The sequence below is a fragment of the Mycobacterium sp. SP-6446 genome (genome assembly GCF_001954045.1).
GTDB lineage: Bacteria > Actinomycetota > Actinomycetes > Mycobacteriales > Mycobacteriaceae > Mycobacterium.
Genome location: NZ_MBEM01000124.1, coordinates 46,490 through 58,791, shown reverse-complemented (window position 1 = coordinate 58,791; position 12,302 = coordinate 46,490). Strand labels below are relative to the sequence as shown.

Annotated in this window: 11 protein-coding genes and 1 pseudogene; 8 read left to right on the top strand and 4 right to left on the bottom strand. The window is 67.3% G+C overall.

What is annotated here, in order from left to right; genetic code table 11:
* Positions 1–30: 30 nt before the first annotated feature.
* Both A5736_RS10580 and A5736_RS10575 read right to left on the bottom strand, forming a co-directional pair.
* Positions 31–585 (bottom strand): annotated as a pseudogene (locus A5736_RS10580) (dTDP-4-dehydrorhamnose 3,5-epimerase family protein); the annotation flags it as partial.
* Between the two features lie 62 nt (positions 586–647).
* The gene (locus tag A5736_RS10575) at positions 648–1,856 is read right to left on the bottom strand and encodes a PPE family protein (protein WP_076246062.1); all 1,209 of its coding nucleotides are present in this window, start codon (positions 1,854–1,856) and stop codon (positions 648–650) included.
* 174 nt (positions 1,857–2,030) lie between these two features.
* Here A5736_RS10575 and A5736_RS26305 point away from each other — a divergent pair, with 174 nt between their 5' ends.
* From A5736_RS26305 to A5736_RS10560, 4 genes are all read left to right on the top strand, one after another.
* Positions 2,031–2,174 (top strand): hypothetical protein, encoded by a 144-nt coding sequence (locus A5736_RS26305; RefSeq protein ID WP_175611242.1) that lies wholly within the window; start codon positions 2,031–2,033, stop codon positions 2,172–2,174.
* A gap of 312 nt (positions 2,175–2,486) precedes the next feature.
* Positions 2,487–3,164, top strand: coding sequence for a TetR/AcrR family transcriptional regulator (locus tag A5736_RS10570; protein ID WP_076122890.1), 678 nt, complete (start codon positions 2,487–2,489; stop codon positions 3,162–3,164).
* 126 nt (positions 3,165–3,290) lie between these two features.
* Entirely contained in the window at positions 3,291–3,995 is a 705-nt protein-coding gene (locus A5736_RS10565; RefSeq protein ID WP_076246060.1) for a TetR/AcrR family transcriptional regulator, read from the top strand.
* A 43-nt stretch (positions 3,996–4,038) separates the two neighbouring features.
* Positions 4,039–6,027 (top strand): hypothetical protein, encoded by a 1,989-nt coding sequence (locus A5736_RS10560; protein WP_076246059.1) that lies wholly within the window; start codon positions 4,039–4,041, stop codon positions 6,025–6,027.
* On the opposite strand, the gene A5736_RS10555 is transcribed toward A5736_RS10560, so the two are convergent.
* Both A5736_RS10555 and metG read right to left on the bottom strand, forming a co-directional pair.
* On the bottom strand, positions 6,024–6,386 hold the full coding sequence (locus A5736_RS10555; RefSeq protein WP_083667309.1) for a PAS domain S-box protein: 363 nt from the start codon (positions 6,384–6,386) through the stop codon (positions 6,024–6,026). The two genes, A5736_RS10560 and A5736_RS10555, sit on opposite strands and share 4 nt — an antisense overlap.
* 111 nt (positions 6,387–6,497) lie before the next feature.
* Positions 6,498–8,051: a methionine--tRNA ligase gene (metG, locus tag A5736_RS10550; RefSeq protein WP_076246055.1), complete on the bottom strand. Its 1,554-nt coding sequence runs from the start codon at positions 8,049–8,051 to the stop codon at positions 6,498–6,500.
* 18 nt (positions 8,052–8,069) lie between these two features.
* Between metG and A5736_RS10545 the strand changes: the two genes are divergently transcribed.
* From A5736_RS10545 to A5736_RS10530, 4 genes are all read left to right on the top strand, one after another.
* Positions 8,070–8,918 (top strand): TatD family hydrolase, encoded by an 849-nt coding sequence (locus tag A5736_RS10545; RefSeq protein WP_076246054.1) that lies wholly within the window; start codon positions 8,070–8,072, stop codon positions 8,916–8,918.
* 179 nt (positions 8,919–9,097) lie between these two features.
* Entirely contained in the window at positions 9,098–10,225 is a 1,128-nt protein-coding gene (locus A5736_RS10540; protein ID WP_217695745.1) for a resuscitation-promoting factor, read from the top strand.
* A complete protein-coding gene (rsmA, locus tag A5736_RS10535; RefSeq protein WP_076246141.1) occupies positions 10,189–11,154 on the top strand; it encodes a 16S rRNA (adenine(1518)-N(6)/adenine(1519)-N(6))-dimethyltransferase RsmA in 966 nt (321 codons plus the stop codon). The genes A5736_RS10540 and rsmA overlap by 37 nt, the downstream gene beginning before the upstream one ends.
* Positions 11,155–11,190: 36 nt before the next feature.
* Positions 11,191–12,150 carry a 4-(cytidine 5'-diphospho)-2-C-methyl-D-erythritol kinase gene (locus tag A5736_RS10530; RefSeq protein WP_076246051.1) on the top strand — a complete coding sequence of 320 codons (960 nt, stop codon included), beginning with the start codon at positions 11,191–11,193 and terminating at the stop codon, positions 12,148–12,150.
* The last annotated feature ends 152 nt before the right edge of the window (positions 12,151–12,302 follow it).

The window sequence follows — 12,302 nt, the reverse complement described above, 5'->3', positions numbered from 1 at the left end:
CCGTCCGGCCGCGTGGAGGCCGCCTGCTCGGGCCGCGTTCTCGGCTAGCGCCGGCCCGGACGCGCGGAAGGGCCAGCTGGCGTCTTGCTCGGAGATGACGGTGACCGGCAGGGGCCATTCGATTCCGAACTGGGGATCGTCCCAGCGGAACCCCTCCTCGCCGTTCGGCGCGGGCTGGCCGCTGACCTGGTAGCTGACCTCGGTATCGTCGATCAGGGTCTGGAAGCCGTGTGCGACATACGGTGGCAAGAACAGCGCTCGGTGGTCGTCGGCGCTCAACTCCACCATCACGTGGTCGCCGTAGGTCCGCGAGTCGGGGCGGACGTCCACCGTGGCGGTGGCAACGGCGCCGCGGGTGCACCGGACCAGCTTGGCCTCGGCGTGTGGGGGCACCCGGCGGTGCAGACCGCGTACGGTGCCGCGGGTGTAGCTGAACACGACATCCGTCTGCATGGCATCGAAAGGCAGGCCATGATTAGCGAATTCGCGTGAGCAGAACGACCGCGTCGAGTAGCCACGGTGGTCGCGTTGCGGTTCGAAGTCGATGATCGTCACGCCGGCGACCTTCGTGGGCGTGTATTTCACTGACGACTCCTTCCGGAAAGCCCTCGGCCCTGTCTGCTGCTGCTCTGCGTTCATGTGGGCGCCTATACGTATCCGGCGGCCGGCGGGCGGGTCATGACGGTGGGGATCACCCCGTACCGCGGCCCGAGCGATTTGCCCGACGCGGCCGCGCGCGGTAGCGAGCCCAAGATGCTGGGCGGGACGGGCGGGGCACCGAGGCCGGCGGGCAGCGCCGCGGCGGTGCTCATGTGCGCCGCCGGGATCACGCTGGTCCAACTCGCCGGCACCGACAGCGGGCCCAGCGAGGCCGCGGTGCCGAGGCTGCCCAACGCACCAGGCCCGAGTGAGCCGAGCGCGCCCGCCCCGGCCGCGGCGGCGCTGGCCCCCGCCGCTGCCCCTTGAGCGGCCGCGGCACCCGCCGCGGCCGCCGCGGACGCCGCCCCACTCGCCAAGCCCTGACCGCTCGCGGCCATTCCAATGATTGAAGACATGGCGTACACCGGGGTGGCCGCGGCCATCAGCCACGCGGGCATGTTGGACGCCACGAGGTTCGAAATATCCGACGAGGCGGTCGAGGCGGCGGTAGTGGTCGCGGCGGTCGCCGCGGTCGAGGCGAACGTGCTGGTCGAGCTGGTCGCGGGCGATGCGAGCGACTGCAGCGCGGTGGGCACCGAGGTGACCACGCTCGCCAGGTTGGCTTGCGATGCTCCCGAGATGCCGCTCGCCTGGGTGACCGCGGCCGCCTGCTCGGCGAATCCGGCGGGGTTCGTGGTCTGTGGCGCCGGGGTGAACGGTGTCACCTCGCACGCTATGGCTGAATTCGCGGCGTACTGATACATCGCCGCCGCGTCCTGCGCCCACATCTCGCCGTATTCGGCTTCGGTGGCCGCGATCGCCGCCGAATTCTGGCCGAAGAAGTTGGTGGCGATCAGTATCGCGAGTTGGACGCGGTTGGCGGTGACCGCGGGCGGCGGGACGGTCATCGCGAAGGCGGCTTCGTACACCTCGACGGCGAGCAACGCGTGACTCGCGGTCTCGGCGGCCCGCGCGGCGGCGCCGGTCGTCCACGCCACGTACGGAGCGAACGCGGACGCCATGTTCAGCGACGAGGGACCCATCCAGCGTGTGGTGGTCAGTCCCGCGATGACCGACCGGTAAGCGCTTGCAGCGGAATGCAATTCGGCCGCCAAGTTGTCCCAGGCCACCGCCGCGGCTGCCAGCGATATCGGCCCGGGCCCGGCATACATCCGCGCGGAATTGATCTCCGGCGGTAGCGCACCAAATTCGATCACGGCAGACACCGGGTTCCGGCGGGCCGCGGCCGAGCCTGCGCACCATCCTCGCGAACGAGCGTCGCCCAGCCACACATACTCAAAGCATGAGTAGACAGCCATATTGCTGACGATGGGTATTCGGCGCGTTGACGGAGGATCTTGGTCCGTGCCGGGCGCATACCGTGGCGCGTGATGACGTCGTGGTGGCCCGCCGTGACCACGTTTCCGCTGCTCATCGCGGCTACCAAGGCCTTTGGCGCGTCCGCCGAGGCCGCCGGCGCAATTGGCTGCGTGATGACGAACGACATGCGGTCCCCTCGCGGCTCGACCCCGTGATGCAAACTGACGGCCATACAATAACACATAAAAAATACTTATGGAACGAAAAATGGGTAGGATCCTTGTGGCGGGTATCTAGATGGGCTCGGGGCCGGTTTGCACGGCCCGGGGGCCTCGTCCTGATAACCTCTTAGGTGGTCAAACGTCGCCCGAGAGACGCCGGCGAGTAGTTCGCCTCGGACCGCTGGAAGAGCCAGGTGTGTGCGCCGCTCGAGGAGGGCATCAACAACGTGAAGGCGATCGACGCAGCTCAGGGCACCGGTGGCGATCGCGATCTCGCGGCGGCGGACCGCTGAGTCGTCGGTTTCGATGACCACCCACCCACCCGACGGACGCGCCGATGCGACGCGGCGGCAGATTCTGCGGGCCGCCTCGCATCAGTTCGCGCAACGCGCCTACCACGAGGTCGGCCTCGACGACATTCTTGCCGAGGCCGAACTGACCAAGGGCGCGATGTACTTCCATTTCAAGTCCAAGCACGCGCTCGCCGTCGCGATCATCGATCAACAGACCGACGCCGGTACGGCCGCCGTCCAAGACCTGATCACGCGGGGACTTTCCGGCCTGGAGACCCTGATCGATTTCTCCTATCTCATCGCGGTCCAGGACATCAAGACCGATCGAGTCAGGGCAGGGCTGAACCTGATCGAATCCGTCGGTCGTTCGGAAGGGCTCCAGGAGAGGTTGTTGGACGACTGGGTCAAAGCATTGGCCGCGGTCGTCGAGCAGGCCATCGGCGAGGGTGACATCGACGACCGGTGCGACCCGGAGGATGTCGGACGCTTGATCGTGTCCCTGCAGATGGGGCTGCGAAAAACCAGCAACCTGGATCAACCCGAACGGTTCCTGCTCGACCTGGAAAAATGTTGGGCGTTGCTGATGGCCGGAATCCTGCGACCGGACCGCGTCGAATACTTCAGGCAATTCCTCAGGCGGCGTGCGGCACTCGCGATCAACGCCAATTCGACCGATCCCGACTCCGGGTAACGAGACCGAGACGGACCCGACGGCCGGGATCGCCGTAGCTGTTAACCTTTGATCGTCTTGCGGGGCGATGCGAAACGTGACTGACGAATCCGCGCACCCGACCAGATCCCGGAGGTATTAGGGGCGATGGCGCGGCAGGTTAGGTCGGAAGCCACTCGGCGAAAGATTCTCAAAGCCGCGACCGACGTGTTCGGGGAGGTCGGCTACGCGGCCGCCGGGTGGGGCACGATCATCGAACGCACGGGGATGACCAAGGGCGCCCTCTATCATCACTTCGATTCCAAGGAATCGTTGGCGTCGGCGATCATCGAGGAGGGCTCCGGCACGCTCGCCAACGCGTATCGGAACGCATGCGGGTCGTCATCGCCGGGGCTGGAGAACCTGCTGCACGGCACGTTCACGATCGCCGAAGTGATGACTTCGGACGAAACCGCCCGCGCGGCCGTGCAACTGACCGCCACGTTGAGCGGTTTCAACGAAGCGGCCGGGAACTTCTGCGCGGCTTCGGTTCAGCTGATGACAGCCGAGGCCCGGCGGGCCATCGCCGAGGGAGACCTCCGCAAGGACCTCGACCCGGTAGTGGTCGGCGAATCGATCGTCGGCGCCATGTTCGGAGCGCGATTGCTGTCCAACGCGATATCTGCCGTCGACACAAAAGAAGGCGTCGTCTGCGACCTCAGCGAGCGCTTGATTCGGATTTGGGAACTCCTGCTTCCCGGCATCGTCTCGGAAGCCTCGCTCGGCTATTCCCGGGAATTCCTTGCTCGCGAAGCAATGCGCCATGCGCGGCTCGCCGCCGCCCGTACAGAGACGGTGCCGGGAAGCGATTAGGCATCCGCCGATACCGCGATTCAATTACCGCGCGCATTCAACAATGCATACTGTTCCGGTGATGAACCGGAAATATGCGAGCCGAGTTATTGCGCTGGCTGGTGTGGTCGGATTCTTGGTCATGAGCGCCCCGGCATCGCAGGCTGCGCCCGGCGACGCGGGCGCGACCGAGTCAACGACGTTGGCGCTGGCCGACGTTGGGTCCTCGTCCACCTTGTCGTTCTGGGGATTCACCAGCTCCCAACAGCTGAGCGTGCCGGTGCTGCACGGGCTGACGCCGACCGCGCTGAACGCGACCGTCGAACTGCCGATCAATATGCGGTCCGGCCAGCTCACCGTCACCCAGGGCGAGCGCACGATCGCGCGGCTGAACCTGCCCAACGCCGATCAAGCGCCGATCGTCCTCCCGCTGACCGGAGCGGAAGTCGCCGACAATTGGGTATCGGTGACGGTGCGTTCCTACCTGGTGCCCCTGGACGGATTCTGCTTGTACCCGGAGAGCCCGCTGCGTCTGGTCAACGGAACGATCAACTACACCGGGGTCGAACAGCCGCCCACGACGGTGGCCCATTTCTTGCCGCCGGTGCTGCGCAAGCTGACCATATTTCTGCCGCAGGCGCCGTCAACCGCTGAGTCCGACACGGCAATTCAACTCGCCACGTTCGCGGCCTCGCACTACGGCAGGCAGGCTCCCGAGGTCGCGGTGGTCCCGTTGCCCGACGGACAGCAGGGGCCGCCGACGCCGCCGCAACCGCTGGAACGCCAGGTTGTCGTCAAAGAGGGATCGGACGCCGGGCTTTCCCTGCAGGGCAACACCGGTGTGCCATGGCTGTTGATCTCGGGGCCCCTCGGACGAACCGACGAATCGGATACTGCGCTGCTGTTCAACGACCTGTCACGGCTGGCCCTTGTCTCCAGGGCCTCGGCGGAATCGTTGAAGACCACCCCGCAACTCCCCGGCGACAACGCCACGCTGCGCGAACTGGGGCAGCCCTTCGCCAACGCCACTTCGCTGCAACCGCGGGTGTCAATTGGATTGGACCAGACCAAGTTTGGCCGATCCGTGCACGGGGTGCGCGTGCATCTACAGGGGTCATATACCCCGACGCCGGCCAACGTCGGCGGCCAGATCACCGCCAACATCGGCGCGGAGACCATCGACCATTGGCCCACCGACGGCCACGGCGCAATCGACCACTGGGTCGACGTGCCGGATCGGCTGCTGCAGCGATACACCAGCCTTGACGTCGTGCTGGACGTGGCGAGCAACATCGGACACTGCGGGGACTTCTACACGCCTGGCGCGGGAAACTCGCTACTCACGTTGAACATCACCGGCGACACCACCGTGCAGAGCAGTCCCGCCGCGCCACCGGTGCCCGGCGGCCTGCACTCGGTGCCGCAGGCGTTGATGCCCAAGGTTCAGGTGGGCATCGAGCCCCACTCGTTGATCGACACCAAGCGCGCCATCGACATCATGGTCGGCCTGCAGCGCATCAGTGCGGCGCCGATCGACACCACCGTCACAAGCGTTCAGCAGGCGCTCGATTCGTCGAATCCCGCGCTGGTGGTAGCCGCGGACGGATGGAACCACTCGGATATCGCGCTTCCGGTGTCCGCCGGCCCCAGCGGACCGATCACGATCAACGCCGTCGAGTCGGGCGGCAAGCCCACCAAGCTGACACTGGACCCGTCACTGCGGTTCGCTTCTCTCCAAACGGTTTTCAACCGCGGCCGCTCACTGCTGATCGCAACCTCCAACGGCGCGCCCTTCCAGCTCGACGAGTTGCTGCGCTGGCTCACGAGCGACAACAAGCACTGGCCGAGCCTCAAGGGCGTCGCGGCGGTGTCGGTACCGGGACAAGACCCGGTCACCGTCGATCGGTCGCCCACTGCCGGTCCGGTCGCGGCGGCGCCCGGGGGCGGTAGTCACTCGGACTTGGCCTGGCTGTGGTGGTTCGGCGCGGGCTGGCTGGTCCTGGCCATCGTCGGTGCGGGAGTGATCGTGCTGCGCACCAGACGCCGGAGCTAGCGCTCCTCGATCCACAACTGCGCGGTCAGATCCTGGAACGTCGCGAGGGCGAATTGATCGTCGGCCCGCCGCACCGCCGACTTACTCATCAGCGCGCGCACGACCGAGCCGTCCCGGTGTGCCAATTCGACGACCATGTTGCCCAGGGCGTGGACGACCGACAGTAGGGAGTCCGAGGCGGGCGCCTTATGGAAGACCTCGTGGAATCCGAGCGCCAGGACCTCGTCCGGTTCGTAGCCCACCATCTCGGCAAACGCGGTGTTGGTGAACAGGATGCTGCCGTCATGCCCGATAGCCAGCACGGGAACCGGGATCCGCTCCAGCACGACCAGTGCGGGAAGCTGCTTCAAGGTCGTCATCGGCGACTGGCTGGGTTGCCGATTACGTCGTCGCTCCACCGGCCGATTATGGCCCATGGCAGGGGCCATGCCGTGCACTTTTTCCTAATACGGCCCCCGGCCGGTGTTTCGTCATATGTCGGAAGTCGGCTGGTAGCGGGGAAACACGCCCACGGGCGCCGGCAGCGCCGTGCCGGGGGCCAGCCGCGCGCCGATGGCGCTGAACGCCCGCCCGTCTTCGTACTGGCCGAGCAGGTCCAGCAGCTTGGCGGCCGACTCGGGCATGACGGGCTGCACCAGCAGCGCCGCGATGCGCACGGCCTCGCACGTGGTGTAGAGGACGGTACGGAACCGCGCCTGATCGGCCGCGGACTCGCTCTTGCCCAGCACCCACGGCTGCTGGGCCGAAAAGTATCTGTTCGCCTCGCCGAGCATCAGCCAGATCGCCTCGAGGGCCAGGTGCATCGCCTGGGCATCGAAATTCGCGCGCACCCGCTCTAGCAGACCCTCGGCCGTGTTCAGCAGTTCGGTGTCGGCTGCGGTGAATTCGCCGGGTTCGGGCACCACTCCGCCGAGGTTCTTGGCCACCATCGACAACGACCGCTGCGCCAGGTTGCCGAGTTCGTTGGCCAGGTCGGCGTTGATCCGGGTGACGATCGCCTCTTCGCTGTAGCTGCCGTCCTGGCCGAACGGAACTTCGCGCAACAGGAAATAGCGCACCTGATCCACGCCGAACGTGTCGATCAGCGCGACCGGGTCGACGATGTTGCCGACCGACTTGCTCATCTTCTCGCCGCGGTTGAGCAGAAACCCGTGCGCGAAAACCCTTCGGGGGAGCTCGATTCCGGCCGACATCAGAAATGCCGGCCAGTACACGGTGTGGAACCGGATGATGTCCTTGCCGATCATGTGCAAATCAGCCGGCCAGTAGTGGCGGAACAACTCGGAATCGGTATCGGGATAGCCGACCCCGGTCAGATAGTTGGTCAACGCGTCGACCCAGACGTACATGACGTGATCGGGGTGCTCGGGCACCGGCACGCCCCAGTCGAACGAGGTGCGCGAGATGGACAGGTCCCGCAGGCCGCCCGAGACGAAGCTGACGACCTCGTTGCGCCGCACCTCGGGCGCGATGAAATCGGGGTTCGCCTCGTAGTGGGCCAGCAGCTTGTCGGCGTACGCGGAGAGCCGGAAGAAATAGGTCTGCTCGTCGGTCCAGGTCAGCGGGGCGCGGGTCTCGGTGGCGATGCGGGTGCCGTCGTCGAGCAGTTCGGTTTCCGCTTCGACGAAGAACCGCTCGTCGCGTACGGAGTACCAGCCCGAGTAGGTGTCGAGGTAGATGTCGCCGGCCGCCGCCATTCGGCGCCAGATTTCCTTCGATGCCTCGTGGTGGTCGGCATCGGTGGTGCGGATGAACCTGTCGAAGGAGATGTTCAGCTTCTCCTGCAACCGCTGGAACACGTCGGAGTTGCGCCGGGCCAGTTCGGCGGTGGGCAGTCCTTCGGCCGCCGCGGCCTGGGCGACCTTGAGGCCGTGCTCGTCGGTCCCGGTGAGAAAGCGGACATCGAAGCCGTCGAGCCGCTTGAACCGCGCGATGGCGTCGGTGGCGACGTACTCGTAGGCGTGCCCCAGGTGCGGTGCGGCATTGGGGTACGTGATCGCGGTGGTGACGTAGTACGGCCTCATCGAGACTCACCCTATTGTGTGGCGGTGGGCTCCAACCGCTCCGGTAAACGAGAAGCGCCGCCGGCGCCCGAGCCGCTGGCGCCGTTGGTCGACGCCCATACCCACCTCGACGCGTGCGGGGCGAGCGACGCCGACGGCGTGCGGGCCATCGTCGAGCGCGCCGCGGCTGTCGGGGTCGGCGCGGTGGTCACCATCGCCGACGACCTTGAGTCGGCACGCTGGGTGACGCGGGCCGCCGAGTGGGATCCACGCGTCTACGCCGCGGTCGCGCTGCATCCGACCCGCGCCGACGCGCTGGACGACGCCGCCCGCGACGAGATCGAGCGACTGGTCGCCCACCCCCGGGTGGTGGCCGTCGGTGAGACCGGGATGGATCTGTATTGGCCGGGGCGCCTGGACGGCTGCGCGCAACCCGACGCGCAGCGCGAAGCGTTCGCATGGCATATCGACCTGGCGAAGCGGTGTGGGAAGCCGCTGATGATCCACAACCGGGAGGCCGACGCCGAGGTGCTCGACGTGTTGCGGGCCGAGGGCGCCCCGGAGGCCGCGATCTTCCACTGCTTTTCGTCGGACGCCGCGATGGCCCGCCGCTGCGTCGACGCGGGGTGGACGCTCAGCCTGTCGGGGACGGTCAGCTTCCGTAACGCGCGCGCCCTGCGGGAAGCCGTGCCGTCGATACCCGCGGAGCAGCTTTTGGTGGAGACCGATGCACCGTATTTGACGCCCCACCCGTACCGGGGCGCAGCGAACGAGCCGTACTGCCTTCCTTATACTGTGCGGGCGCTGGCTGAACTGGTCGGTCGGCCGCCCGAGGAGTTGGCGGCGATCACCACCGGCAATGCTCGCCGGGTCTACGGACTGGCCTAGCGCGACGGGTGATTTGGGTAACACCGGCGCTCCATCGTCGCGCCGGAGTTGCCGAACATTGGCCGGTTCGTTACCGTCTTGTGATCGTACGAGTGGGCCCGTGGGCCCCTTTGTCGTTTTCTGCTGAATAGGTCCTGAGTAGGTCGAGAAGTGGTTGCTGAGGTCGGGGTTAGCGCGCGTTGAGTGTATTAGCGAAACTTCATCAATCCCCATCACCCATGTTGCGGCTCGTGGTCGCGGGCCTGCTTTTGGTACTGACGTTGGCCGGCGGCGTTGCCGTCTCCGCGAGCAAGACCGTGACGCTGACCGTCGACGGCATCGCGATGCGGGTGAGCACCATGAAGTCGCGGGTGATCGACATCGTCGAGGAGAACGGCTATACGGTCGACGAGCGCGACGACCTGTATCCCGCGGGTGACGTCCAGGTACACGACAGCGCCAACATCGTGCTGCGCCGCAGCCGGCCGTTGCAGATCTCGCTGGACGGCCATGACGCCAAGCAGGTTTGGACCACGGCGTCCACCGTGGACGAGGCGCTGGCTCAGCTTGCGATGACCGACACCGCCCCCGCCGCGGCCTCCCGCGGCAGCCGAGTTCCGCTGGCGGGAATGGCCCTACCGGTCGTCAGCGCCAAGACGGTCAAGATCAACGACGGCGGCGCGATCCGCACGGTGCACCTGCCGGCGCCCAACGTCGCGGGACTGCTGAGCGCCGCGGGCATACCACTGGCCGAAAGCGATCAGGTGGCGCCGAGTGCGACGTCGCCGATCGTCGACGGCATGGAAATCCAGGTGACGCGCAACCGGATCCAACGGGTCACCGAGCGGGTTCCGCTGCCGCCGAACGCCCGCCGGGTCGAGGACCCCGAGATGAACGTCAGCCGGCAGGTCGTCGAGGACCCGGGCGCCCCGGGCACGCAGGACGTGACATACGCGGTCGCCACCGTCAACGGTGTCGAGACCGGCCGGATCCCCGTCGCCAATGTGGTGATCACGCCGTCGCGCGAATCGGTGGTGCGCGTCGGCACCAAGCCCGGCACCGATGTGCCCCCCGTGATCGACGGATCCATCTGGGACGCCATCGCGGGCTGTGAGGCCGGCGGAAACTGGGCGATCAACACCGGTAACGGGTATTACGGTGGTGTGCAATTCGATCAGGGCACCTGGGAGCGCAACGGCGGCCTGCGGTTCGCCTCCCGCGCCGACCTGGCGACCCGGGAAGAGCAGATCGCCATCGCCGAAGTGACGCGCGAGCGCCAGGGGTGGGGCGCCTGGCCGGTGTGCAGCGGAAGAGCTGGTGCACGCTGACCATCCGGCTACTCGGGCGCACCGAGATCAGGCGGCTGGCCAAGGAACTTGAATTTCGGCCACGGAAGGCACTCGGCCAGAACTTCGTCCACGACGCCAACACGGTGCGCCGGGTGGTTTCGACCTCGGGGGTCAGCCGCTCCGACCATGTCTTGGAGGTCGGTCCCGGCCTTGGGTCGCTCACGTTGGCGCTGCTCGACCGCGGCGCCGCCGTCACCGCCGTCGAAATCGACCCGGTCTTGGCCGCGCGGCTGCCCCAGACCGTGGCCGAGCACTCGCACAGTGAAATCCAGCGGCTGACGGTGCTCAATCGCGACGTCTTGACTCTCGCCCGCGACGAGGTGACCACCGAGCCGACGGCCGTCGTCGCCAACCTGCCCTACAACGTCGCGGTCCCGGCGCTGTTGCACCTGCTTGCCGAATTTCCCTCCATCCGCACCGTGACGGTGATGGTGCAGGCCGAGGTCGCCGAACGGCTCGCCGCCGAGCCCGGCGGCAAGGAGTACGGCGTGCCCAGCGTCAAGGTGCGTTTCTTCGGGCAGGTCCGCCGCTGCGGGATGGTGTCGCCGACGGTCTTCTGGCCCATTCCCCGGGTTTACTCCGGGCTGGTTCGCATCGACCGGCACGCGACCTCGCCGTGGCCAACCGACGAAGCTTTCCGGCGGCGGGTGTTCGAACTGGTCGACATCGCGTTTGCTCAGCGCCGCAAGACATCTCGCAACGCGTTCGCCGAGTGGGCGGGTTCGGGCAGTGAGTCGGCGAATCGCTTGCTGGCCGCCAGCATCGATCCCGCCCGGCGCGGCGAGACCCTGTCCATCGAAGACTTCGTGCGGCTGCTGCGGCGTTCCGGTGCACCGGGCGACGGCGCCGCCCAGGCAAGCACCGATACCGCGCTGCGGCACGTTTCGGGGCACGCGTCCGCGAGCTGAGTAGGACGTCGACCGTTCCAGCGATAGTCTGCTGCGGTGTCCGCGTCTGACGGCAGCACCGCAACGCAGTGGGTGCCCACCGGGTCGGTCACCGTTCGCGTGCCCGGGAAGGTCAACCTGTACCTGGCCGTCGGAGATCGCCGCGAGGACGGCTACCACGAGCTGACGACGGTGTTCCAAGCCGTCTCGTTGCTCGACGAGGTGACCGTCCGCAACGCAGACGTGCTGTCGCTCGAGCTCGTCGGCGAGGGCGCCGACACGCTGCCCATCGATGAACGCAACCTCGCGTGGCAGGCCGCCGAGCTGATGGCCGATCACGTGGGCCGGGCACCCGACGTCTCGATCATGATCGACAAATCCATTCCGGTGGCCGGCGGCATGGCGGGCGGCAGCGCGGATGCGGCCGCGGTGCTGGTTGGCATCAACGCGCTGTGGGAGCTCAACGTGCCCCGCCGCGATCTGCGCATGCTCGCCGCGCAACTGGGCAGCGACGTGCCGTTCGCTCTGCATGGCGGCACCGCGCTGGGGACCGGTCGTGGCGAGGAGCTGGCGACGGTGTTGTCGCGGAACACGTTTCACTGGGTGCTGACGTTTGCGGACAGCGGTCTGCTCACCCCGGCGGTGTTCGGCGAGCTCGACCGGCTCAGGGACAGCGGCGAGCCGTCACGGCTGGCCGAGCCCGGGCCGGTGCTGGCGGCCCTGGCCGCGGGCGACCCGGAGCAGCTGGCGCCGCTGCTGGGCAACGAAATGCAAGCGGCGGCGGTGAGCCTGGACCCGGGACTGCGGCGGACGCTGCGCGCCGGTGTGGAGGCCGGTGCGCTGGCCGGCATCGTGTCCGGCTCCGGTCCGACGTGCGCTTTTTTGTGCACCTCGGCGTCGCAGGCGGTCGACATCGGCACCCAGCTGTCGGGGGCGGGCGTCTGCCGCACGGTCCGGGTCGCGAGCGGCCCGGTGCCCGGCGCCCGCGTCGTTCCCGCGCCGATGACCGAAGTCTGAACGGGGTGTGAAATCCGACTCAGCGGCCGCTAGAAGTTGGCGCTTCCTTAAGAGTTGCTTAAGATGACTCGCGGTGACGAGTAGCGGTAAGCAGAACCACTCGATGTCGTCGTCTGCCGGGCGCTGCGGTGGACGGCCGACGGGGTTTGCAG

Coding starts and splice junctions, on each gene's coding strand:
- A5736_RS10565 (WP_076246060.1), top strand. CDS start 3,291: ATGGCGCGGCAGGTTAGGTCGGAAGCCACTCGGCGAAAGATTCTCAAA.
- metG (WP_076246055.1), bottom strand. CDS start 8,051: ATGAGGCCGTACTACGTCACCACCGCGATCACGTACCCCAATGCCGCA.
- A5736_RS10570 (WP_076122890.1), top strand. CDS start 2,487: ATGACCACCCACCCACCCGACGGACGCGCCGATGCGACGCGGCGGCAG.
- A5736_RS10555 (WP_083667309.1), bottom strand. CDS start 6,386: ATGACGACCTTGAAGCAGCTTCCCGCACTGGTCGTGCTGGAGCGGATC.
- A5736_RS10560 (WP_076246059.1), top strand. CDS start 4,039: ATGCATACTGTTCCGGTGATGAACCGGAAATATGCGAGCCGAGTTATT.
- A5736_RS26305 (WP_175611242.1), top strand. CDS start 2,031: ATGACGTCGTGGTGGCCCGCCGTGACCACGTTTCCGCTGCTCATCGCG.